The following is a 25,612-nucleotide window of genomic DNA, read 5'->3' on the forward strand; positions in this document are numbered from 1 at the left end:
CAGACACTCCTTACCCCGCCTTGATGACCGCTAAATTCAGCAATTTGATTACCCGCCAAATCCCACAACTTAGCAGTTCTGTCATCCGATGCAGTCGCCAGATATTCCCCATTCGGACTAAAGCAGACACTCCTTACCCCGCCTTGATGTCCGCTAAATTGATTGCGTTCGCGGATAGACAGGAGAATCTGCTGCAACGCCAACAGAGGACTGGTAGCGGGATAATCCAACAAGCGGCGACCCCGCACCAATTTCTGCAAGTCTTGTCCCGCCTCCATCGCCGCCAACAAAGCTTCGATTTTCCCAGTTTTCGACTCAAACAATTGCAACGCCCTCACGCCAGCGAGTTCTATTTTCGTCCCTTCCTTCGCTTCTGCAATTAGTTGCTTTGCTTCCCGATTCGCCTCCTCTAAAATTTGTCTCGCCTGTTCTGATTCCTTATAGGCAAATTGTTGACTCGCATCTAAAAAATCATTATCTTCCACACTCAAACTTTTACCCACTTTCCACTGCAAAGCTTCCCCCAATGCTTCTCCGCGCAGCAGTCGCGATGTATCCTCTCGCTTCGATGCTAACCAAGCAGTAATCGCCTCACTATAAAGACGCAGGTTAGCTAATTCCCCTTCTACCCAATCGCGATTAAAAACTTGCTGATAAATTTGGTTATAAACTTGCAACTTCCCATTTTTTTTTACCACCAAACCGGATAGCTGCAATTCGATTTCTTCATCTGGCGAGAAACCACCCAAGAAACCCGGTTTCTCCGAATAGACCGGGTTTCTCTCTAAAACTTGCTGATACAATCCCAACAATCTACCAGCGCGTTCCTCATTCTTCAAAATCCGATCTCGAATAGTCCGCAAATGTTCCGGATAATCCTGTCCTTCCCAATTTTCGATAATATACCTTTGCACCAATTTTTTAACATTCGCCTTTCTATCTTCCGCCTTTTCCACCACCAAGTTACACAACTTCTGCGTCAGAAAAGGTTGTCCACCCGTCCAATCCAATATCTGTTGCAAAACCCTTTCCGCATCATCTACTTTTTCTGCCAATCCCGCCGTTAAAGATAACTTTGCTTCATTGAAACTAAACCCAGTCAACTGAATCGCACAACCAATATTAAATGGCGTTCGCTGTCTGTCTTGAATCAAATCTGAAGGCGTCGCGACTCCCAACAAACAAAAGGTCAATCGCTTGTATTCGGGATTATTAACTCGCTGATTATAGCAAGCGCGAATAAAGGCAAAAAAATCATCTTTAAACTTAATCTTTAAAATACTATCAATTTCATCAATAAAAATTACAATATTTACAGACACTTCGCGCAAGAGGACATTTTTCAGCAACTCATTTACCCGTTGCACTGGTGGCAAAAACTGATATCTTTGCCACCAAGCCTTAAAATCAATCTTATCCAAAAGAGGGAAACTATCTAATAAAGCAAATGCGATTCCCCCATACCAAATCTCCGGCGTTAGAGAATCGCTACCCATCATCGTAATATCAATTGAAGCACAGCTTATCCCTTCTGCTTGCAACCGTTTCATCGTGCGTACCCGCAAACTAGACTTACCCATCTGTCGCGAGTTCAACACATAACAAAAATCGCCAGATTTTAACCCATTATAAAGGTTTTCGTCTGCTTTTCGCCTCACATAACTAGGGTCATTTGCTTCTAAACTTCCCCCGACTTTATATTTATAAGTTGACATAGTTCCTCCTAACTGTTTCATAAACCGGGTTTTTGCGTAAAAATCCAGTTTCTTAAGCCTGATTTACCAAGCGTTCTAGAAAATAGCGCCGATACAATTTGCACCTTGAACTACAATAATTACCTTGCTGCTTAATTAAGCCCATGCTGTATAATTTATAAGCTAGCGTTGTTTCTAATTGCACTGGTTTATCAGCATTAATAACCTGTTTAAATGCCTCTGCCAGCAAGGTATTTTTTGATATAATTTCCCAATGTCGGTGCAGATGATGGCGATAAATACCCGCATCGGTTGGCGCATCTTGCAATAACTTTTCCAGCGTCACCTCCTGACGTGCAAGATAATATAATGCTAACCGCACTAAATAGGGATGTCCTCCCACCAATTCCCTGAGAGATGTAAAATTTTCCCCTTCGATTAAATCCAGTTGATGCTGTTTAACTAAACTCTGCACTTGTTCCGAGGTAAACTCGTTTAATTCGATCTGCAAACCGACATTAAACGGCGATTTATTAATATCTAATTTACCGTAATCTTCAGTGGAATGCACCACCACCAACCGCAATTTTTTCCAGATATCCTTATTATTAGCTTCCTCATACCAACTTCGCAACATATCAAAAAAATCTTGGGAAATTTCGGGATATTGTAAAATTCGATCTGCTTCATCTAATGCCAAAACTAACGGACTTTCTATTTGCTGCAACAAATGTCTTTTAAAGTAGCTTTTGCAGCTTAATTTACTGCCAATTATCGCCGCTAATTTCCAATAATCACCTATCAAATCTGGCAATTCTAGCAGGGAAGTAATATTAGCAGAAAACCAGCCCAAAAAATTATTTAAATTGCCAAAGTTTGCCGCATCCGCATCTAGAAAATTTAATCGCGCTGTGCGATAACCTTTGCTTTCTGCATGAGCGATAATTCGATTTAGTAGCGAAGTTTTACCCATTTGCTTCGGTGCTTGAATCTGAATCAGAGATCCCGGTTGTAAAATTGCGTCATAACATTTAGATTCAACGCCGGGACGTTCAATATAATATGGTGAATCGAGAGGTACTGAACCCTCTGGATATGCTAATCCTGGTTTCCGATTATCTTCCGAGGATGATTGCTTTTCCCATTCCCTTTTCAGCGGTTCTTTGAAATTAGTTTTTTTAACCTCCTCTCCTAAAGTTTTTGATAGCCTATCCCATAAATCTTTACCAATATTACCTCTGATGTAAGGTTCAGAATATCCACATTCTTCGGCAATTTTTTCATAACTATAATTATTCCAAGCACCCTTTAGCACGTTTACTTCCATATCAGTTAGATGCTTCTCGTATGTTTGGAAAAGAACGGCATTTGCAACTTTTATAGCTTCATCACAGGTGAATTCTGCTTCTGAGTTCATAGTTTTATACAGAATCAATATTTATATTTGCTATTATACAGCAAAGCGTACTTGTCAACGATATTTAATATAATATCGTATTTTTTCATATTTTTGGTGCAATCTATATAGTGGAATCATACATTTTCCTACATTCCATTCAAATCGACCTAAAGATGTTCCGATTTTTTCAACTTTTACTTTTATGAGATTGGTTGAAGAATAGAAAGCATAACGATTTTGATGCTCTCATTCCAATCTACACGCAGTCATGAAAAAAAGCTTAGAAACACCGTTCCTCACAGAAACGATCGCCGCACTGATGGTCACGCCATCCCGCCAGCTAAAGCTGGGAGCGCGAATCCTGCGTTTGCTGCTCAAATCAGATCCCAGCATTTTAGATCGGGTTAAGTTTAACGAAAATGTGAATTACTGGTGGGTGACAATTCATTCCAGTTCTTTGGGAGAAATTGTCTTGTGCTTCTGGCTACCAAAATCCTGGTCAGAACGGCACGACCACTATCACTGTTGGAACATAACGATCGTACTTTTGGGCAAGTTGATTGCTCGACTGTATCACGTTTCCGGCAGCAAATTTTTCACCTTCAAAAAAGCCGAGGTTGGTGAAATGGGAGTGACAACAACTCCATCCTGGCAAATTCATTCCTTGGCAAATCCCTTCGAGCGACTTTCCGTGTCCATTCACTTCTATGCGTTTGGTCGCCCTGAGCCGATCTTATTTGTCGAGGATTGATGCGAACACGCTTAAGTTTCATCAGCCTGGGTTTTCAAACCCAGGCTCATAACCCCATACCAAGGAGATATCCCAATGAGTTGTAATCAATTATACTGCCCTTGGGTGCAAGATTCTCGCGACCCAGATCATTATGTTTGTTTGAAGTGCGATCGCGAACGCTACATTAATCAATCTAACAATTTGAGTATGCTGTTAATAGTTGTGGCGATCGCTCTAATTCTAGCATTGCTGGTCGGTTGTGCTGGCAAACAAGAAACTTCACCGATCGAAAGCCCAAACCATTCTTCGTCTGTGAAATTTTAAACCATCTGGGTGGTAAAAAAAATCCCCACCCAGCCTATTACCCAAAGACAATTTAGCTTAAAACGGCAATTTCAACAACTTCACAAAGTTGAGTTCTCTGGGTTCTTCCTCTAAACCTATTTTGATAGCTTGCGGATTTATGCTATAGCCGAAAGTTTTAAATATTCTGTCCCATACACTGAGAAGACTTGCATAATTAGAGTTAGTTTCTTTCACTATTTGCGAATGATGCAAGCGATGATAGTTAGGCGTAACGATAAAATAACTTAAAAATTTATCTACACGCTCTGGAAGATGCCAATTGCTATGGTGAAAAACCACAATGATTGTAAATGCTAATTCATAGATTACTGCATGAATTGGCCTGATACCAAACAGCCAAACCAAAAATATCTTAGGCAAATTCGATAAAAGCACCTCAACAGTGTGAAAACGATAAGCTGTAGAAATATTCATCGACATTTCAGTATGATGCACGCGATGAAATCGCCACGCTATAGGCCAAGTGTGCATTAATCTATGCCAAAAATAGAGATACACATCCAGAACTAAAAAAGATAAGATACCAACCAACCAAAGTGGTTTAATTCCTTTAAATAAACCTAACCAAATGTTTTGCTGCCAGACCCATTTTAACAGTAAAACTGTTGTTAAACTTGTTGCGATCGCATTCAGCAGCCCCAGAGCAAAATTCTGAGACATTCTTCTAGAAAAGCTCTGCTTATATTGGAAAAACGGAAACAAATTTTCCAATATTCCAAATAGGAAAATACTGCCTAAAATTGCGGTCAACTTAACGTCCATAGCAATAGCCTTTATATTCTTACAGCAACCGATGAAAATCGGTTAGGATAACTCCAACTCTTACCTTTGACCTTCAATCTCTTACTCTGTAACCCTCTCCCCTAGCCCCTAGCCCCTAGCTATAACTCTTACTTCGCCAGTTAATCTGCAACAAACTACCTATTAAAAAGCCTATTATTAGCCCGGAGTTGTGACCAAGCATACTAACTTGTGGAGTTATTAAGTCAAAAATAGCTTGCAGCCCAATAATAAATAAAATGCTTTGCAAACCCTTAGCTGCAACACGGGATTTGTCTCTCAGCCAGCCTCGCAACATAATCGCTGCTATGACGCCAACCAAACCCATAATAGCTCCAGATGCGCCCACCGTAATTTGATCTTGAGAAGGCACAAATCTAGCCAATATACCGAGCGTCTGAGCGGGCAGAAATCTAGCTAAAATAGCGATCGTCAACATAGATCCTATCCCACACACAAAGTAGGAAATCAGGTATCTCCAAATGCCTAGACTGCGTTCCACAAAAGAACCAAGAACATACAGAGCCATCATATTCATCCCCAAGTGCAAAAAGCCTGCGTGAAGAAAAGTTGCGTTCACCAACCGCCACCATTCTCCAGCCCAAAATGCTTTCGGTTCTAAGGCACCCATATGATATAATAAAACATCAAGGCTCTCACTACCTCCAGATTTAATTTCTAAAGCAAATACGAGTAAATTTATTAAAATAAGCACATAAGTAGCATAAAGTTTCTTCCCGTTTAAAATTACTGCTCTGCCGTATTGACCTTCGTGTTTTAATTCATTGGCAACACGAGCGAGAATTTTTCTTGATGACTCAGTGAGGACTTGTTCGGGAGCGATGGGAGGTTGGGACAAGCGAAGTGCGATCGCATTATCTAAACCAAGATCGCCCCTATCAGAAAGAGCCAACAGTCGATCGCGACCCACATTCTGATTTCCTGCCGCCATTTCAGCAGTTCCTAACCAGAATTCGCTGATATTCTGGGTAAAAATTGCCGCCAACGGGCCTGACAACAATTTTTGCAAATGTTCGGGTTGACCGCAAAATGCTAAAATAAACATTCGCACCGTATTCACCCCTGCCCCATCACCCGTCTTCTCTAAAAAAGATTCAAAGCGATCGAACTCATGCAGCAAACCATTCAAATCCCCCGTTTCCCCTAAAGCTCGCAAGTAGTAAGACACCACAGTCGAGTCTTTAAATAACACCTTTTCAGGTAAATTATTACGTATCCACAACAGTAACTCTTCCCAACGAGCCCCCATTCGATAAAGTAAAACCGTGGCACTTCGACCGATCGGAGTAGCATTAGTCTGATAGCGATTCAAGATTTTCATCGCATCAGCCATATTGCCACGTTGCCCCATTTCCAGCGCCCGTAATAATTCCGGTTGTTCGAGCCATCCATCAGCAGGATGCAGCCAGCGCAAGCGTTTCATCAGTTTGCTAGCTTCACTGTAGCGCCCCACAGAAATCAATTGGCTAGCCTTTTTCATACCATTGAGGGGAAGCAGTATCAGTATTATCCACAGACTGCCACCAATCAAACCAGCCACGTTAGGATTCAGGTAAAATATCCCTCCTGTTACCGCCAAAATAAATAGGGTAACTATCACCCAACCACGCAATTGGTTAAAGGGAATTCGTGTCAACCAGATCAGTAGCACAATGCACCAAAATCCGATTATCCAGAGCAGCAAACTATTAAGATCCATACAAAATTAAAGCCTATAATCAGATAGCTCTATTCTCTATTCTTGTTAATATCGCACATCTAGCTAGGGACTAGGGGCTAGGGGCTAGGGACTAGGGTCAGAAGGGTTTAGAATCCGCCAACGTTTCAGGAATTCAGAATGTCTCAACCGACGAGAGCGGTTGCTATATTTCAAGTTGCGATCGCAATCCGCCAATACGTAGGGTGCATATCGCCGCCACCTGGAAACGAGTCTAAGTAAAGAGAGGCGCTTCTCTTCCCCCCCCTCCCTGTGGACGGGGAGGGGGTAGGGGGGTGGGGTCAGCTTACATCTAAAGTCCGCACCAAAAAAGCCCACTTATCAGCCGCCTCCTCAATAATTTTAGCCGTAGGCTTCCCAGCACCGTGACCAGCCTTAGTTTCAATGCGAATTAAAACAGGCTCAGATCCAGCTTGCGCCGCCTGCAAAGCCGCTGCAAACTTGAAACTATGAGCGGGTACTACCCGGTCATCACGATCGGCTGTAGTAATCATCGTAGCCGGATAAGCCGTGCCAGATTTGAGGTTGTGGAGAGGCGAGTAAGCATAAAGCACCTCAAACTCCTCTGGATTGTCAGCCGAACCATACTCAGAACACCAAGCCCAGCCGATCGTAAACTTATGGAAGCGCAACATATCCATCACCCCCACAGCTGGTAACGCCGCCGCAAATAAATCGGGACGCTGAGCCATGCACGCACCTACCAACAATCCCCCATTGCTGCCACCTGCGATCGCCAGTTTAGCAGGAGAAGTATACCCATTGGCAATCAGCCACTCAGCCGCCCCAATAAAATCATCAAAAACATTCTGCTTTTTCAGCTTAGTTCCTGCTTGGTGCCAATCTTCACCGTACTCGCCACCACCGCGCAAATTGGCAATAGCCAAAACTCCCCCCAACTCCATCCACACCAATTGACTAACCGAAAAACTGGGAGTCAGCGAAACATTAAAACCGCCGTAACCGTACAGATAAGTAGGATTATTCCCATCTAATTGCAAACCTTTCTTGTGAGTGATAAACATTGGCACTTTTGTGCCATCTTTGCTACTGTAAAATATCTGCTTTGTCTCGTAATCATCTGGATTTAAATCAACATTCGGCTGACGAAAAAGCGTACTTTCACCGCTCACCATATCGTAGCGGTAAATAGTTGCTGGTGTCGTAAAACTTGTGTAGCTGTAAAAAGTTTCCCTGTCGTGACGCTTACCGCCAAAACCACCCGCAGAACCGATTCCCGGTAACTCCACTTCCCGGACATAAGCGCCGTTCAGATCGAAGATTTTGATTTGAGTGTGAGCATCTTTTAAGTAATCAGCAACAAACCGATCGTTGAGCAAACCCACACCTTCTAAAACTTCCTCTGCCTGGGGAATGATTTCTTGCCAATTATCGCGAGAAGGATTGCTGATGTCTATTGCAATAACTCTACCTCGTGGTGCTTCTAAGTCAGTTCGGAACCAGAAAACTGAGCCATCATTGTCGATGAAACTGTAGCTAGCTTCAAATTCGTTGATTAGTTCGATTACTTCAGCATCTGGGTTAGTCAAATCTTTGTAAAAAATCTGATTTTTTGGATCGGTTCCCTGCCAAACCGAGATAATCAAATATTTTCCATCTTCGCTAACACCACCGCTAAATCCCCATTCTTTTCGATCGGGCCTGTCATAGATAAGGATATCTTCTTCTTGAAGTGTTCCAATCCGATGGTAGAAGAGTTTTTGAAAGTAATTAGCATCTTCAAATTTAGTTTTTTCGTTAGGTTCATCGTAGCGACTGTAAAAAAATCCTTGATTGTCGTGCGTCCAATCAGCACCGGAAAACTTAATCCATTTTAAGCAATCCGGTCTGTCTTCCCCTGTTTCCACATCGCGGAGTTTCCATTCTTGCCAATCAGAACCGGAACTAGACAAACCATAAGCCATTAAGTTACCATCTTCGCAAATCGATATACCGGAGAGAGCAACTGTGCCATCTTCCGAAAGTTTGTTGGGATCTAGCAGTAGCCTTGGTTCGGCGTCAAGAGAAGTTAAGGTATAAAGTACGCTTTGGTTTTGCAAACCATCATTTTTAAAATAGAAGTAGCGGTTACCTTCTTTAAAGGGAATGCTATATTTTTCATAATCCCAGAGTTGGGTAAGACGCTGCTTAATTTTTTCTCGGACTGGAATTTCGTTGAGATATTGAAATGTGACTTGGTTTTGCGCTTCCACCCAAGCTTTTGTTTCATCGGAGTCAGGGTCTTCTAACCAACGATAGTGGTCGGATACTGTTGTACCGTGATAGTCGTCAACGACATCAACTTTTTGACTGGTAGGGTAGGTTAGGGGCCGATCTGAATAAGGCATAGCATAGGTTATAGCAACATTGTCCAGTGTAGCGCTAGATTTGCGATGCTGTTGAGTGTTCGTACTTCACTGGTTTGATGCTACGCATTCTTCATTTGGTGATATTTGGAAGGAACTGCTTAGCCAAAACTTGTCAATTGGTGCTAAAATATATTTATTTACGTACTGAAACTGTTTGAAATATTCAAGACCAAGATTGCTCAATTTTGTGAAGATATGGTGAATAAGGGGGTAAGTATAACAGTTTACAGCCCGCATTCTGAATCAGTTCCGAGATGCGCCCAACGAGTGTGAAAAGTGACATTATCCATCACCACAACCTGTCCGATTGTGAGTGAGGGATATTATAACTTTCCAACCAAATTTCAAATACTGTTCGATTACAGGGACAACTGCGTTAAAAATGCCTGTCGTTTTTCTTCATCCCGTTCACGATAGCGACAGGTCTTTTTTTTCGAGTGAAGCCCATTTTCTTTAACGCCCGTGATATAGTGCGATCGCGGTAGTGTTGCGGAGCAATATCGCTAATCTCCCCTTCCCATAGTTTTGCCATCACGAAAGAGGCTTTTTTCCCCATGAGTTTTGGCAAATTTACGGAATTTTTAAGAGTAAGTGATTTTATGACCATTACCTGGCGGTTGATTCGGTTTGGCCTGACAATCCCCGGTTTCGGCTTGCCGATGAAGCCATCAGTCTATGGTGTTGCGACTGATGTTGAACAGTTGACTGGCTTCAGTTTTGTTCAAACCATCTAACTCAAGAGCTTAAATGACCATAAGAGCGAAGGCCGTAACTGTAGGGTTTTGGCATGGGTTGAGCGAGCGCTTTTTAGGACGAGGGACTACTTCCAGCCTATGCCATAACGGCCTTGGCAGTTGCTATAAGTAAGAAAGAAAAATCACAAATCATGAAACAAAACACTGTCCTCGCTCAACCTCTGATAGCTAGATCTCAACGTGAGGAAATTTGCCAGATTTTTGGCGAATCTTACGACCCTAATCGCTGGAATGACTGGCGCTGGCAGATGCGGCATCGATTAACTAAGGTGGAACACTTTCAACATTTGCTGCGCCTCACTCCCGCAGAACAACAGGGGCTTTTGATAGCCCCAGAAAAGTTTGCTGTAGCTGTGACACCGCACTTTGCGTCGCTGCTTGACCCGGAAGATCCCCTTTGCCCTCTGCGGTTGCAGGTGGTGCCACGGGAGGAAGAACTGGTAGTCGATGCCGCAGACATGGTAGACCCATGCGGCGAAGACCACGATAGCCCAGTGCCGGGACTGGTACACCGCTACCCCGATCGGGTGTTACTGCTTGCCCTAGACACTTGCGCCGCCTACTGTCGTTACTGTACCCGATCGCGTTTGGTCAGCCAAGGCGAGATGAACCCAGTGACGCGGCGGATAGATGCCATTATCGCCTACCTAGAGGAACATACCGAAGTGCGGGATGTGCTAATTTCCGGTGGCGATCCACTGCTGATGTCTGATGAACCTTTAGACAACTTACTGGGGCGACTGCGTGCCATTCCTCACATTGAATTTGTGCGTATTGGTTCCCGCGTGCCAAGTTTCTTGCCACAGAGAATTACACCGGAACTTGTTGCTTTGCTTCGCAAGCATCGCGTGTGGCTATCCTTGCACTTTTGTCATGTGCGGGAACTTACCCCGGAAGTAGCGCAAGCTTGCGATTTGCTGGCTGATGGTGGGATTCCTCTAGGCAGTCAGACGGTGCTACTCAAGGGTGTAAATGACTCCGAACAGGCACTCAAGAATCTGTTTCACGGTCTTCTTAAGCTGCGGGTGCGACCTTACTATCTCTACCAGTGCGACCCAGTTGTCGGTACTGCACATCTGCGGACAAGCGTCCAAACAGGCATCGATTTAATATCCAAACTGCGCGGTCACACTACTGGATATGCCGTACCCACCTATGTGATAGATGCCCCAGGCGGTGGTGGCAAAGTGCCCATTCAAGCTGAAACTCTAGTTGAGTACGAAAACGGCAAAGCTGTTGTGCGTAATTGGGAAGGCAAGACTTACAATTACGTAGATCCAGCGTAGCAATGAGTATTACTACTAGAGGACTTTTTTCAAGCTTAACTACGGATGTTGCCAGATTGAAAGGTTTTTCTAAAAAGGAAATTCCCTGCTACTAGAAACAGATGAGTAAAGTCAGCGTGTTTAACGAGTGGGACCCCTCGAAGAAATTAGGAAAAAATTAACAAGAGAAAATCTGACAGTATGGGGCTTTTTATTGGTTTGTGTTGTGACATTAAGGAAGGCTATCTCAAGAGCGGTTTTAGTGCTGCCGAGGTGATGGAATTCGATGATGAAGAAACCATCGTCGGTTTAGAAAATGCGCTTTTGAGTTTGGGTCACAAAGTCGAACGCATCGGCAATGGCAGGGAATTAGCCCGAAGGTTAGCTTCAGGCGATCGCTGGGATTTGATTTTCAATATCGCCGAGGGAGTAAAGGGTCGCTCTCGCGAAGCACAAGTCCCGGCGGTGTGCGAATTATTTGCTCAACCCTATACCTTTTCCGACCCCCTCACCTGCGCCCTGACACTAGACAAGGCGCTGACTAAGCGAGTGGTGCGCGATCGCGGTTTACCCACAGCACCGTTTGAAGTAGTGAGTACGCTGGAGGAGGCAGCGGCTGTGTCGCTCCCCATGCCACTGTTTCTCAAGCCTGTGGCGGAGGGCAGCTCTAAAGGGGTAACGCGGCGTTCCCTGGTTAAAGAACGCTCGGAGCTTGTCGCTGTATGCCGAGAATTGCTCGAACAGTTCCACCAACCTGTTCTCGTAGAAACTTTTCTCCCAGGAAAGGAAGTCACAGTGGGCATCATCGGCAACGGCAGTACAGCACGGGTAATAGGAGTAACGGAAATACTTTTTACAGACAAAGCAGAAATGGCTGCCTTGACTACACTTGAAAAGGAACAGAAAAAGGAAGGGGATGGGGAAAGGGTATTCTGTCGCCCGGTGACAGAAGAGGAACTTTTAGCAGCCCAGGCGCGGCAGCTAGCCTTGTTAGCTTACCACGCCCTCAGTTGTCGTGATGTCGCTCGTCTGGATCTGCGCTGCGACGCGGCAGGCGTTCTTTATTTCTTGGAGATTAACCCACTGCCAGGACTAAACCCTGTGTTCTCAACGCTGCCAATTACAGCGGAGTGGGCTGGAATGTCATATGTAAAGCTGATTGATGAAATCGTGGAGTCTGCATGGCAAAGGTACAAATGTTGAGGCGTAAGCGAGAGGCGTAAGCACCTGTTTAAATTACTTTACAAATAGGCTCATAGAACAAGAACTTGTGCGCTCGTCACTATTCCTGTAAAAATTTAAAAAGAAAAAATCGGAAAGTATGGGGCTATTTGTTGGTCTGTGTTACGACCTCAAAGACGACTATCTTAAGAGCGGTTTCAGCGCCACGGATGTGATGGAGTTCGATGATGAAGAAACCATCAGCGGGTTAGAAAATGCGCTTTTGAGTTTGGGTCACAAAGTCGAACGCATCGGCAATGGCAGAGAATTAGCCCTACGGTTGGTAAAAGGCGATCGCTGGGATTTGGTTTTCAACATCGCTGAGGGAGTAAAGGGTCGCTCTCGCGAAGCACAAGTTCCGGCTGTCTGCGAATTATTCACTCAACCCTACACCTTTTCCGACCCCCTCACCTGCGCCCTTACCCTTGATAAGGCTCTGACTAAGCGAGTAGTGCGCGATCGCAATCTGCCCACAGCAGCGTTTGCCGTAGTAAACTCTACCGCAGAAGCACAAGCCGTTTCCCTACCTTTCCCACTATTCCTCAAACCTGTAGCAGAAGGAAGTTCTAAAGGTATCACCGGGAGTTCTTTTGTTAAAACACCTGAAGAGTTAGTTAAAACCTGCCAAATACTCCTCGAACAATTCCACCAGCCCGTACTTGTAGAAACCTTCCTCCCAGGTCGAGAAGTGACCGTGGGTATAGTTGGTAACGGTAGCGCCACACAAGTAGTAGGCGTGATGGAAGTAATTTTTAATGACACGGCTGAAATTGCTGCCTACACCGCCCTCAACAAAAAAGAGTACTTGGAACGGGTATCTTATCGCCTGCTAACAGATACCAAACCGCTGGGAATACAGGCGCGACAACTGGCATTGGATATCTATCATACCCTTGGTTGTCGCGATGCCGCCCGTATGGATCTGCGTTGCGATGCTAATGGTAAATTGCATTTTCTAGAGCTAAACCCATTGCCGGGAATAAACCACATCTTATCAGATCTGCCAATTATGGCGCGTCTTGGTGGTTGGGAATATAAGCAACTAATTGCTGAAATAGTCGAGTCTGCATGGCAAAGATACAAATGTTGAGGTGTAGGCGAGTAGGAATGCCCCTGATGAAATTAAGAGACTTCAGTAGACCTGTCTTGAAAGTGAGGGGTGAGGAGTCAAATTGCGACAATAATCCCCGCGTTCATGAGCTATGGCTCATGGTCGTCTCTTACAAAAATCATAAATTTCGCTTGATTGCTGGGGAAAAGGTAAAAGAGCAAAGGAAATATTTATTTTCCCTTTTCTCCTTTTCCCCACTTCTGCAAGAAGTCTAATGATTGACAGCCGCAAATTTAGTTAACAATTAGCTTGTCAGTGGCGCTTTATCCGGCTCAACCCCCAATTTTTCTGCTACCATCTGTTGACGGGTTTCTTCTATAGCCAGATGAAAGTTGCGAGATTCTTCTAGAGCCTTTAGGGAGACACAGCCATCCTCAACATCACGAGCAAATGTCTTGGGCAACTGTACCCCAAGCGTCACCATTCTGATAGCGTCGAACAAAAACATAGCCAGCCACAAGATATGGTTACTCTCAAACTTAATGGCAGCTACATCCGCAGGTAAAAATCCCACCACAAGAGCAACTAAGCTAACATTGCGGAGGGTATGCCCTTGAGCCAAACCCAAAAAGTACCCATCCAGCATAAAGTTTATCGAACTGCATACCAGGACAAGTAGCAACCAAGGAACAAAAATCTCAATGTTTTCCGTAACTTCGGTGTGGTTGGTTAACAACCCAAAAACGGTATCGGGAAATAAGCAACACGCTCCGCCGAAAGAAAGTCCCACCAGCAGAGCTGTTCCCAGAGAAACACCAGCCAGAGGTAGTAACTGTTGTGAAGATCCTTTCCCTTTAAAGTTTCCGACTAAAGTTTCCGTGCCGAATCCCAACCCTTCAACAAAATAGATACTCAAATTGCATATCTGTAAGAGCAAGGCATTTTGAGCGTAGATAATCGTCCCCATCTGCGCCCCCTGATAGTTAAACGTTAAGGAGGTAAAGATAAAAATTAAATTGCTGACAAAGATGTTTCCATTAAGAGTCAAGGTGGATTTTATCGCTGAGGGATGCCAAATTTTTTCAGCTACGGCTCGTACCTCTTGCCACTGAATTTCTTTGCACAAAAAAATCAATCCCACTAATAAGGTCAGATATTGGCTTGTAGCAGAGGACACTCCTGCCCCCGTACTTTCCCAACCCCACCGGATAATCAAGAGGTAGTCAAGTGCGATTTTACTAGCATTGCCAACGACAGACAACACCACAACTAAGCCATTTTTTTCCAGTCCTAGAAACCAACCAAATAAGACAAAATTGAGTAAAATGGCAGGCGCTCCCCAAATTTGGGCGTTGAAATAGGCTCTACCTGCAGCTTTAACCTCTGGTGCGACATCTAGGAAGGCAAACCCCAGTTCTCCCAAAGGGTACTGCAATAGTACGATCGCGATACCCAGTACCAGAGCAATTAAACCATTACGCAGTCCCACCAACAGCAAGCCTTCTCGGTCATTTCGTCCTACAGCTTGAGCCGTTACCCCAGTGGTGCCCATCCGTAAAAAGAGAAAAATCTCGTAGAGAAAGTTAAGCAGGTTTCCAGCTAGGGCGACTCCAGCTAGGTGGTGTATTTCTTCAAGATGACCCAAGAAGATGACACTGACTAAATTTGCCAGCGGCACCATAATATTGGACAGGACGTTGGCTAGAGCCAGTCGGAAGTAGCGGGGTAAAAAGTCATACTGGCTATTGAGCATCAGGTTCATAGATAAATCCGCTATCCACCAAAATCTCCACCAAAGAGCGTCGGCTTTTCACATTACTTTACATGATTTGCGCTCCTGCACGTAGCGATCGCCACCAACAACAAAAGTCAAAAGCCATCCTTAAGTTTTGACTTTTGACTTTTAACTTTTGACTTTTTTAAGCGTTACTGCTGCTAGTAACCAGCACCTCACCTTTGAGCATCCGCGAAGCCGCATCAAGCAGAGCTTCTTCCAAATAAGGTTTGGTGAAGTAGCCGCGAGCGCCCCGCTCAACTGCCATTTGGCGATGTTTTTCCGCACCGCGAGAAGTCAGCATAGCTACCGGCAGATGATTCAAATCCGGGTCTTTTTGTAAGCGAGACAACAACTCCAGACCGTCCATCCTGGGCATTTCGATATCGCAGAAGACAATTTCGCAAGGCAGACCAGACTTGAGTTTATCCCAAGCTTCTTGACCGTCGCGAGCTTGTTCCACCCGATACCCAGCCTTATTAAACGTCATCGAGAGCAGTTCGCGCACGGTAATCGAATCATCGACAATCAGCACAGTAGGCTCGACTGGCTTTTCTTCGATCGTAATACTCGTACCGCGATCGCGCCAAATATTCCCACCCTGTTGAATGCGACCCAGCGAGAGGTCAATCAGTTCCAAAACATCCCCAATAGGCATGATCCGACCATCCCCCAGCACCGTCGCACCAGCAACGCCCAGCGGCTTGGGTATCGGCCCTTCGATTTGCTTAATTACAATTTCTTGTTCGCCCAACACCTGATCCACTTGCAGAGCGATGAAGTTGCCAGCAGTACGCAGCACCACAATCGAAATTGTATCCTCCTCCTTGCTGCCGCCATAGACGCTGCCCCTCCCCAACTGACGATGGTAAGTCATCAGATCGGAGAGAGGTCTAAAGGGCAGTATCATATCGCGCCAGGGAATACATTGATTGCCCTCCTCATTAATTTGGATGCGGTCTTTTTCTATATCCAGCGCGTCTTCCACACCATCCATCGGGAAAGCGATCCGAGCCTTCTCGCTTAGGCAGCACAGCGCCTTGCAAATACTCAGAGTTAGGGGAAGTCGAATAGTGAAAGTAGTTCCCTTCCCAGGCGTGGAATCGGTCGTAATAGTGCCGCGAATTTCGCTGAGACTGGTGAGAACCACGTCCATGCCAATCCCTTTACCAGCTAGTAAATCCGCTTCATCTTTGACGCTAAAACCAGGATGGTAGATGAGTTGGTGTACATCATGACGGGAAATGGTCTTACCCTCATCCCGTGTAATCAGCCCTTTTTCGATCGCCTTAGCTTTCACCCGGTCCACATCAATCCCGGCACCATCATCCGAGAACGAGATCACCGTCTGGTTGCCTTGGTGGAAGGCACGGATCGAGATCCTACCCACGGGTGGCTTACCAGCGCGTTGCCGCACTTCTGGACTTTCAATACCGTGAGCCAGAGCATTATTAACCAAATGCTTCAGCGGGTCGGAGAAATGTTCCAGGATCAATTTATCGATCAGCGTCTCCCGACCTTCAATCCGTATCTCCGCCTCCTTACCCGACTCTGCGGCTTTTTCTCGCACGTACCGGAGTAATGGAAATACCCGTTCGATCTCCCCGAACGGCACCATCCGGGCGCGAGTCAAACCCTCTTGCAGTTGGGTGCTTACCTGCCGGAACTGACGACTGACTTGCTCGGTTTCATCGGTGACGAATTCAATGTCAGAAGTAGACTCCCGCACGCGCACAATCAGTTCGATCATCTCTTGGGAGAGGGAGTGGAAACCCGTAAACCGATCCATTTCCAGGGGGTCGTAGTCCCCACCGCCCAATTGATGTGCGAACATAGAGCTTTCCGACAGGGATGAGCGATAGTTCTTGCGGCTAGCTAATAGAGAAGCTTCCAAAAGCGTTCGCTCATACAGATCCTGCATCCTAGCTCCCACATCGCTCAGTTGCTGCACTTGGTTGAGCAAGTTATCCAGACACAGCCGCAGCCGTTCTTGATCCTGCTCTAGGGTGTTGCGGTTCACTACCAGTTCCCCAACCAAGTTGCTGAGGTTGTCCATGTGCTTGACTGGCACTTTCATGGTTTGTTCAAACCAGGCCCTGGTCTGACGCTTCTGCGGAGCAGCCTGAGCGGTTCTTTGTTTCTGTCCGCTCATTCCGCCCGGTCCTTTGTCGGCATCTGCGACCATTCGCTCCAGCTCGGCAAAGTCATCGTCAAATGTATCTCCCTTTTCGGTAACAGGACTAGATACTGAGGGGGTTGATTGGGCTGCTCTTGGGGCGGCTGTCTTCGGTTTCTCTAGCGATTCGCTCTCCAACAAGGCTTCCAGTTCGGCAAAGTCATCTAGTGCGTTGACTGTTGACTCTAGGGTGTTGACCGATCGTTCTTGTGTAAGAGACGGTGAACTCTCAACACTTAGCAGCCCCTCTAATTCGGCAAAATCATCAAGTAAGCTATCGCCTCCCGCTTGCGCTTCGGAAGAGACTAGGGGAAGATTATGCTCTTCTGTTTCCCCAGTCCCTGCTTCATTTATCGAAGATCCGGCCACATCCCCATTTTCAAAATCGAATTCGGCTGGATCGTCAAAGCTTTCTAGTTGGAAGTCCTCAATACTGGATTGAGATTCCCCACTTTCACGATGAGTTTCTAGATTTAGAGAAAAGTCTTGCTCTTCATCTTCAGGATTTTGGAACAGAGCGAGAAACGCATCGTTTTCTTCTTCGTCGCTATCTTCTTGGGCTAATTCCTGCGAGGTATCTAGCTCTGTTGAGAAGTCGTCTTCTAACCACGCCAATGTTTCGCGTTCGTCAGAGTCATTTTCGCGGCTCATTTCGGTTTGGGGAAGATCTATGAAATCCATCCCTGTTGCTGTTGAGCCGTCGAAAAAGTCGGAAGTTTCAAAGTCGTCTAGCGTACCGTCCACAACAGGCGCTTCTGTCTCCTCCGCCCCTCTGCCCCTCTGCCCCTCTGCCCCTCTGCCCCTCTGCCCCTCTTCGCTCTGTGGTGTATCCCAATCCATCCAATTTTCTTCTGTGCTGCCTTCAGGGTTGACGGTAATTTCTTCATTTTGAACATGAGCTTCAAAATCTAGAGCAAAGTCTTCCTGTTTGTACTCGGCACTGTTTTGGCTTGGGGAAAATGGGTCTGCAAAAATATCATCTAAATTATCTTCTGCGCTATCCCAGTTTTCCAAATCCGCTTGGATTGTATCTGTGGGGTTTTCCTCTTCAGTCAGCGCCCAATTTTCGTCACTAGACCCATCAAACCCATTCGATTCGGTTTCTGCTAATGGTTTGGCGCTAAGGGCATTATCGGAACTACCAAAGAGGTCAAAACCTCCGTCTGAGTCAAAGTCGCTCATCAGGGACGCCGCGTTTGCATCCCCTTCCGGGCTCATGTTCCAGAAATCTTCGCTTGAACTGTCGGAGAAAATATCCTGGTCAGGTGTGAGCCAACTTTCATCATCTGGTCTGCTGTCTTGCGATCGCACATTCGGATCTTCAAATTCCTCACCCCAGAACTCGGTTGTTGTTTCTTGGTCTAGGGAGAAGAATGAGTCTATGCTTTCTTCTGTTCCGAGTACCTGGTGTCGCGCTTGCGGTTCGTTTTGAGTTGCTTCATATATGGCTGCTTCTTGCTTTTTGTCGCTGTATGTGATATCTGCCTCTAGCGTCTGCTCTGACAAAGAGCCAAAATCTAAATCTTGGCTATCCGCAGCAAAATCGTTAAGGTCAAACAGGTCGTTAAAATCAGCCTCATCGTTTGCTGCTGACTCTGTAGCGATCTTGATTTCTTGAGGCTGTGCGGGTGTTTCGGCAAATAAATCTAGCTCATCAAAATCATCGGTGAATGCGGCCAGATCGGCTATTTCTTCTGGGTCGGTTTCATCCGCCCAGGTTATATCCGTATCGTCTAGATCCGAAAAATCTGACTCCCCATTAATTTCTGATTTGAGATTTGAGATTTGAGGTTCAACTTTTTCTTCTTCAATTTGCAATTCTAAATCTTGCTCTTCATACTCAAAACTTGGGAATTGAGAACTAAAATCTGGGGATTCTTCCAGGTTTGCGATCTCATCAGCGTTTGCCCAATCATCGTCCCAATCGCTCGAACCCTCTGTTGAGAAGTCGTCTGAAATTTGCTCTGGGGGGGTTTCTGCTTCAAAACCAATATCTTCCTTTTGGGGAAGTTCTTCCCAAAAGTCATCTTCATCTAAACCGACGAACAATTCACTGAGATTGTCTGTGCTGTCCGGGGATGCGTGAGATCCAGGATCGCTTTCGCTCATCCTGACATTGAAATTAAATTCTTGGGCCTCTCCCGACTCCTTTGAGGTGCTTTCTGCCGCGAATGGTTCGTCAAACAAGCTGAAGTCGTCATCTGACGCTGGCTTTTGTTTTGTTGGTATGGATGAATCTGACTCGAATAGATCGAGTAAAGCATCATCTCCACCATCCTCGTTATCGAGATCGAGATAAGCTGGTGCTAGAGCTCTCGTGCTGTCTTCTTCAAAAATTGCCTCATCGAATAAGCTGAATTGGTCTTGTGCGACCGCGAGTTTTTCTGAGCTATCCTCGAACAGATCGGGTAAAGTTTCCTCATCAATATCATCAATAATATCGAGATGATGAGCTAAAGTCACGGGCGATCTATCTTCTTCATCCTCAGAAAATGAATCATCAAACCAGCTGAAGTCGTCATCCAATTGACCGGACGCGGATCGGGAGGGTTCTGGCGAGACATCCTCGAACAGGTCGGCGAATTCATTTTCCCCATCCATATCTAACTCGCCGTCCATATCAGGGGCAGACTCAACAGCAGCATCCGCGAGTATTTCTTCTTCTTGCCACGTTGCGTCTAGCTCCTCTTTCTCGAAAAGATCGGCTAAGCTATTGAGTTCTGCTGCTCCTACCTCTGGGCCTGACGGCTCGGCGGATCTGACGGTATGCGGCGTTTCGCTCCAAGCGAAGTTATTTAATGCTGTGTCGGGGGTTGTAGCTGCAAAGTCATAATCATTGTCAGAAGATGAGAAGCTGAAGCTATCGGGGACTTCTGTTTGCTGGGAATCGAACGTGCTTTCAGGGTCGAAAGCAATAGAAAACAGGTCCTCCTCGTCGTCGGATATTTCCAACTCCGATCCCGCTTGGATAAGCGCAGGCTGAAGCGCTAGCAATTGCTCGCCGATCGAGATATCGTTAGGACGGCCTGCCAGGACTAATTCTTGGGCTGCCTTGATTTCTTTAATGATAACCGGCGCTAATGTTTGACAGGAATTGTCGGGATTGGCTATCGCATTCTCGGTCATCTGCACCAAGTTAATCCAGGCTGGTAAATTGAACCGTTCGCCAAGTCCAATCAAGCGGGAGCAACACTCTTGCAGTTGTGGCCGACTATCCGGCCAAGATGGTGGTTTGAATAGCTGCAACATCTGACGCAGCACATCCATCACATCTTGTTTAAAAGCTGCCAACAGCAACTCTCTAGAGGACCCAGATGGTTTTGGTTGTACAACCGTGGCCTTACTAGGGCCATTTGCCAATAGCTCTAAGTGCTGTTTGAGTTCTTCAAATACCGGGTCAACCCCCGACATCACACTTTCGGCCAAATCGTCCGTCAGGCCAAAAGGGCCTTGAAGATGCTCTAAAAGTGACTGGAGGGTATCAAATACCCGCAAAAACAGGTTTTCTAGCTTTCGGTCAACCCGAATTGGACGCTCTTCTAGTTCTTTGAAATAGTCTTCCAGTCTGTGAGAAGTTTTTTGAATACTGTGAATACCTAGCATTGCTGCCCCCCCTTTAACCGAGTGAGCAGCGCGGAAGACCTCCTTTACCATTTCTGGGTCGTCGATCGTGTTTTGCAGACTCAGCAAACCCTGCTGAATGGTATTGAGGTGATCCTTGGCCTCTTCAATGAAGTAGCCCAAAATGCGGTGTTTTTGTTCAGGCAGCATAGCCATGTCCCCATAAGAGTGCTTATTAGCGTTAGCTTTCGCTTGCGCGTCAGCGTCCTTGCTCCGTGCTGAGATTTAGATTTTATTCTTTATCAGAAATTTGGGTCTAAAACCCCGTCCTTCCAGGACGGCTTCTAAAATGCTAGGATTGTATCGTCAAGGTTGAACTCGCAACGCCCTCGTGAAACGGTTGAGAGACACACTTTTAGGCGTAAAGCATTGGGCAAAGAGCGGCGAAAACTCTTAAAACAGCTAGGGATTAAAAAAATCACATCCCACCACCAGAAAACCGATAATTTTGACAGGAAATGTAGGGCGGGGCACGCCCGAACACTAGGTTCGTATCCTAGTACGCTTGGGGAGATAGACTCTCTGGGATTCACTAAGTTAGGCTCGTTAATGAGTGCTACCGCACGGTTAATTGGTTTAAGCATTGCCGCAAGGATAGTGGGTTTTAAAGTCGTTCGTAGAGCCAAGAATCCTCGTGCGTTCACGCCGAGGAGTGTCAAGACCGACACTCTAGTTAAGAGAACAGGACTAAAGCCCCTGTCACACTTAAATCAACTTGTAGGGTGCGTCAGACGAAGTTATACATCGATAGAATAAGGGTTTGTGCCTCTTACGCACCCTACTAATTGTGCCAGGGGCTTTAGTCCTAGAGAAAAAAGTCTTTGACTTTAAATACAGCAGTCGTTACTCGGTACTCAGCACTTTTGTGGATACCTCTAATTTATCTTAACGCCACAGTCACATAGGTTATAGTTAAATGCCTGAGACGCAAAGGATTTTTGAATGCGTGAATGAGTGACTTTTGCTCTTCGGCACTAGGGCTGCTAAACAAACCACCGCCATACCTTTTGGGTTGGCGGTGGTTTGTTTAGCGTTCTGCTGTTTCCACGCGGAAGCGTTCCACCGATGTAAGCAGGTCTCGCGCTACGCCCACCAAGTGTTGCAAGGAGCCTGACACGCGCTGAGCTTCTTGAGAAGTTTCTTGAGCGGTCAACTCTACGGATTGCACCACTTGGGCAACGTTGTAGGAAGTTTGGGTTTGCTGCACGGTATCGGCGGTGATGGAGCGTACCAGGGCGTCAATGCGATTTGACACTTGAATAATATCGTCAAGGCTGCGCTTGGATTGATCTGCCCGTTTGGTAACTTCAATCACCTGCTGGGTTGCTTCTTCCATTGCCATCATTACCGAGCCGGTTTCGCTTTGGATTTGCAACACAATCTGTTCGATTTCCTTGAGTGCTTTTGCGGCTCGGTCTGCCAATTGCCGCACTTCATCTGCCACGATCGCAAAGCCTCGGCCTGCTTCTCCCGCACGAGCCGCTTCAATACTAGCGTTAAGTGCCAACAGGTTGGTACGCGATGCGATTTGAGCGATCAAAGCCACAATTTTGGCAATTTCCTGGGAAGATTCGGCGAGGCGCTTCACCTTCCGCGTGGTTTCTGCCACTGTTTCTCGAATGCCCAAGATACTGGCTACCGTTCTCTCTACAGCTTCGCCGCCCCTAAGAGCCATCGCAGAAGCGCTGCGAGCCACCTCTTCCGCTTGTTTGGCATTATCTGCTACCCGTCGAATCAACTCAGTCATGCCTTGAACTTGATTGAGCGTCACGGCGAGTTCTTCGGCTTGTCTGAGGGCATCAGCGGACAATTCGCGGGCAAACCTTTCGTTATCCGAGGCACCCTTATTAACTTGACGCGCTGCCATTTTCACCTGTTGTACGATGTCGCGCAGGTTTTGAATGGTCAAGTTAAACGCATCGGCGACAGCTCCCAATACGTCTGCTGTGACTTCAGCTTGTACGGTTAAGTCGCCTCTGGCGGCTCCTTCCACATCATCCAGCAAGCGGATCACCTGACGTTGCAAATCTTCTTTAGCCTGCTCTTGTTCTTCGGCTCTGCGTGTTGCTTCGCTGGTGGTGGTGAGCATGATGCGAGTCATCTGGTTGAAGCCAGCAGCCAATTGACCCAGCTCATCCTCTGAGAAAACCGTGGCTTGCAAATTCAGGTTGCCTTGGGAGACGGCATCGAACTGACTTTGCAGATCTGAGGTGGCGCGGCGGATATGCTTTTCTGTCAGTCCTACCATCACCAGGGTAGCGCCAGAACTGACGATTCCCGCTATACCAGCCATTGCCAAGCCGGTGTATTGGAGTTGCTTGAGTGCGTCCTCGTTCTTTGGTTTGTAGAAAATTTGACTGCTCAGGCTGATGACGGCGACGGCAACTGCCGAGATAGTACCGACAACCCCAGCAGTGATCCAGCGTTTCTGGGCCATTGAGGAGTTATCGAAGAAAGCGAGCCAGCCTTGTTCGACTGTGACGCTAGGTTCGAGGCTGCGACTATCGGCGGGTTGGGGGATAAAAATTGGTGGCTCGGTGGTCGGAAATATGTCATCATCCCCAAAGGCCGAGCGATCGCTAGTATCCTCCCGATCTGTTTGGATTCTGCTGCCTGTCGTTGTACTGCCTCCTCCTTCATACCCGAACCCGGAAGAACTACTTGTGGGAGTTGCTAGGCTGCCTGAATCCTCAAGGTTTTCAAAATCGGGTATATTCCCCAGATCGTCGTCAAATTCATCAAATTCTTCCAAAAAGCCGATTGTCCCCTTCCCCATCTGTGCATCTGATGGCATCTGGGACGCTCTGTAGGATATTTCATCGCTTCTGTCGCTTTCGTCACCGAAGGCAGCGTCAAAAGCATCCATGTCAAAGTTGTTTTGGGAATTGTAACCATTTCGATCGGCTGTGTCCGCCCATGTGGGGCGTAAGTTTTGACCTGATGGGGCGTATGGCTCTTCTCCTCCCAATAAAATTGTTTCATCTTCAGTAACTGGGCCTCTAAAGTAAGTAGGAGGCTCCGATCCCGCTTTATCTTTGCCTATTTTGGAGCTAGGGACTTCAGCCGCTTGAGATTGGGAATTATCGAAGTACGCTTGCTCTTGGGATGGCGTAAATGTCGCGTCAAATTGATGACCTGGCGGGTAAAGTTCGGGTTCGTCCTCATAGTTAGATTGAGCTACGCCCATTGGGCTTTCTCTAGAGAAGGGCGAATCTTCGCCCGGTACTTCTTCTGTATAGTTTTCCCAGTTTTGGTTTTCATCCATCGACAGCCATTGCTGCGACTCTGGGTTAAGCTCATCCGAATAGTATTCCGGCTCTGCTGTGTAGCCAACTGATTCTTGAGCGGTTGCAAACGGATCGATAAAAGCGGTTGCGTCCTCCTCGTTTGCTCCTGCGTCATACTCATCATTCGATTGGGCAAAAGGATTGTCCAACTGTTGGTCGAATTGGGGCGCAGGGGCAGACGGGGGATACTGATATTCGTCATCGCCATCAAGATCCAAACCGTTCAAAGTCAGTCCATTACTGCCGTTGGCGGCGGCATATTGGTCTTCTTGCCATTCATTTTGCTCATCTGAAAAGTCTGGGGAATCGATCGTGTAGGTATCGTTTCCATCGTAGTCTTCTGGACTTTCCGGTTCGGTGTCATCGGACGGTGGAGTTTCGCATTGACTAACGTACTCCAGGCCATTGTTGGCATAATTAACATACTCGTCGTCGTCCGTGAGGGTCAGTACTAACTGATACTGTTGCCGTGCTTGGTCATATTCTTGCAAACCGCAGGATATATGACCCCGGAGTAGACGGATGCCCGGATCTTCGGGAAAATCTTCTACGAGTCGATCGACTATTACAGCCGCATCCTCGTAGTTGCCTTGCATATAGGCTGTTTCAGCCTGCTTATATTTCTGCTTATAATCTGTACTGGATGCCATTTGCCTCCTCCCAAAAAATTAAAAATTAAAAATTAAAAATTAAAAGTTTATTTTAGCTTTTTAATTTCTAATTTTTAACCGTTCTTATGCTGCCCACCGGGCCGATCGCAGAATTGCCACCTGATCCAGCAGTCGCAGACACTGATTTGCTTCATTTGCTTCAATGTCAAACACCCACTCACCCCGAAGGAAGGGTGCCATGCTATCTGGCGCATTGTTCGGCATCTGCACTAGATCCACATCAAGCCAGTCCATACCAACAATCTGGTCAACTGCCAACCCTAACATTGTGTCTTGATCTTCGATCGCTATCACCGGAATCTCCGGTCGGTCTGTATTCAACGGAACTTGGTCTCCGAGAAACTGCCCCAAGTCAGCGACCCAAATCACCCGTCCCCTAAAGTTTAGAGTTCCCAAAAGCAAAGGAGATACATTTGGAATAGGAGTAATCCGGTCGGGAGGCTGAGAGATTACCTCGCGGATGCCTATTGCTCCCAGTGCCAGTTCCATACCGGAAGCAACGTAAAATCGTAGGTGCAACTCACCTTCAGGACTTTCTAATTGCTGGAATTCGGGAGCCTGATCGTGGCCTCTGCTAGTTAAAAAGTCGGGACTCCCAACCATAAACATCCTCCATCAAAAGTCAAAAGTTAAAAATCACTCATTTAAAAGTCAGGCATTCAAAAGTCACTCATTTAGCTGTTTGCTCTCTTACCTATGACCAATAACCAAC

At 46.3% G+C, this 25,612-nt stretch carries 14 protein-coding genes and 1 pseudogene; 5 read left to right on the forward strand and 10 right to left on the reverse strand.

From position 1 onward, the window contains the following. Window positions 1-1,736: AAA-like domain-containing protein (locus LAY41_RS10155; RefSeq protein ID WP_249097053.1), on the reverse strand; the 1,736-nt coding region annotated here is incomplete at its 3' end. Between the two features lie 31 nt (window positions 1,737-1,767). Further along, entirely contained in the window at window positions 1,768-3,111 is a 1,344-nt protein-coding gene (locus tag LAY41_RS10160; RefSeq protein WP_249097054.1) for an AAA-like domain-containing protein, read from the reverse strand. Window positions 3,112-3,361: 250 nt separating this feature from the next. Between LAY41_RS10160 and LAY41_RS10165 the strand changes: the two genes are divergently transcribed. Together LAY41_RS10165 and LAY41_RS10170 are read left to right on the forward strand one after the other, a co-directional pair. Then, a complete protein-coding gene (locus LAY41_RS10165) occupies window positions 3,362-3,844 on the forward strand; it encodes a cupin domain-containing protein (RefSeq protein WP_249097055.1) in 483 nt (160 codons plus the stop codon). Between the two features lie 75 nt (window positions 3,845-3,919). After that, the gene (locus LAY41_RS10170) at window positions 3,920-4,150 is read left to right on the forward strand and encodes a hypothetical protein (protein ID WP_249097056.1); all 231 of its coding nucleotides are present in this window, start codon (window positions 3,920-3,922) and stop codon (window positions 4,148-4,150) included. A gap of 57 nt (window positions 4,151-4,207) precedes the next feature. On the opposite strand, the gene LAY41_RS10175 is transcribed toward LAY41_RS10170, so the two are convergent. The 4 genes and pseudogenes from LAY41_RS10175 to LAY41_RS10190 form a co-directional block, all read right to left on the reverse strand. Continuing rightward, window positions 4,208-4,942: a sterol desaturase family protein gene (locus LAY41_RS10175; RefSeq protein ID WP_249097057.1), complete on the reverse strand. Its 735-nt coding sequence runs from the start codon at window positions 4,940-4,942 to the stop codon at window positions 4,208-4,210. Between the two features lie 127 nt (window positions 4,943-5,069). Continuing rightward, window positions 5,070-6,692 carry a rhomboid family intramembrane serine protease gene (locus LAY41_RS10180; RefSeq protein ID WP_249097058.1) on the reverse strand — a complete coding sequence of 541 codons (1,623 nt, stop codon included), beginning with the start codon at window positions 6,690-6,692 and terminating at the stop codon, window positions 5,070-5,072. A 299-nt stretch (window positions 6,693-6,991) separates the two neighbouring features. Beyond that, window positions 6,992-9,058 (reverse strand): prolyl oligopeptidase family serine peptidase, encoded by a 2,067-nt coding sequence (locus LAY41_RS10185; protein WP_249097059.1) that lies wholly within the window; start codon window positions 9,056-9,058, stop codon window positions 6,992-6,994. A gap of 187 nt (window positions 9,059-9,245) precedes the next feature. Next, window positions 9,246-9,868, reverse strand: a pseudogene (locus LAY41_RS10190) (transposase); the annotation flags it as partial. A 97-nt stretch (window positions 9,869-9,965) separates the two neighbouring features. Here LAY41_RS10190 and LAY41_RS10195 point away from each other — a divergent pair. From LAY41_RS10195 to LAY41_RS10205, 3 genes are all read left to right on the forward strand, one after another. Beyond that, complete coding sequence (locus LAY41_RS10195; protein WP_249097061.1) at window positions 9,966-11,120, forward strand: KamA family radical SAM protein; 1,155 nt, start codon at window positions 9,966-9,968, stop codon at window positions 11,118-11,120. 180 nt (window positions 11,121-11,300) lie between these two features. Further along, on the forward strand, window positions 11,301-12,302 hold the full coding sequence (locus LAY41_RS10200) for a D-alanine--D-alanine ligase family protein (RefSeq protein WP_249097063.1): 1,002 nt from the start codon (window positions 11,301-11,303) through the stop codon (window positions 12,300-12,302). Between the two features lie 118 nt (window positions 12,303-12,420). Beyond that, window positions 12,421-13,410 (forward strand): D-alanine--D-alanine ligase family protein, encoded by a 990-nt coding sequence (locus LAY41_RS10205; RefSeq protein WP_249097065.1) that lies wholly within the window; start codon window positions 12,421-12,423, stop codon window positions 13,408-13,410. A 265-nt stretch (window positions 13,411-13,675) separates the two neighbouring features. On the opposite strand, the gene gntT is transcribed toward LAY41_RS10205, so the two are convergent. The 4 genes from gntT to LAY41_RS10225 form a co-directional block, all read right to left on the reverse strand. Continuing rightward, entirely contained in the window at window positions 13,676-15,133 is a 1,458-nt protein-coding gene (gene gntT / locus LAY41_RS10210; RefSeq protein WP_249097066.1) for a guanitoxin biosynthesis MATE family efflux transporter GntT, read from the reverse strand. 157 nt (window positions 15,134-15,290) lie between these two features. After that, complete coding sequence (locus tag LAY41_RS10215) at window positions 15,291-21,092, reverse strand: hybrid sensor histidine kinase/response regulator (RefSeq protein WP_249097067.1); 5,802 nt, start codon at window positions 21,090-21,092, stop codon at window positions 15,291-15,293. An 877-nt stretch (window positions 21,093-21,969) separates the two neighbouring features. Then, the gene (locus LAY41_RS10220; protein ID WP_249097070.1) at window positions 21,970-24,879 is read right to left on the reverse strand and encodes a methyl-accepting chemotaxis protein; all 2,910 of its coding nucleotides are present in this window, start codon (window positions 24,877-24,879) and stop codon (window positions 21,970-21,972) included. A gap of 84 nt (window positions 24,880-24,963) precedes the next feature. Next, the gene (locus LAY41_RS10225) at window positions 24,964-25,503 is read right to left on the reverse strand and encodes a chemotaxis protein CheW (protein ID WP_249097071.1); all 540 of its coding nucleotides are present in this window, start codon (window positions 25,501-25,503) and stop codon (window positions 24,964-24,966) included. Window positions 25,504-25,612: the final 109 nt, after the last annotated feature.

It is taken from the genome of Argonema galeatum A003/A1 (assembly GCF_023333595.1).
GTDB classification, from domain to species: domain Bacteria; phylum Cyanobacteriota; class Cyanobacteriia; order Cyanobacteriales; family Aerosakkonemataceae; genus Argonema; species Argonema galeatum.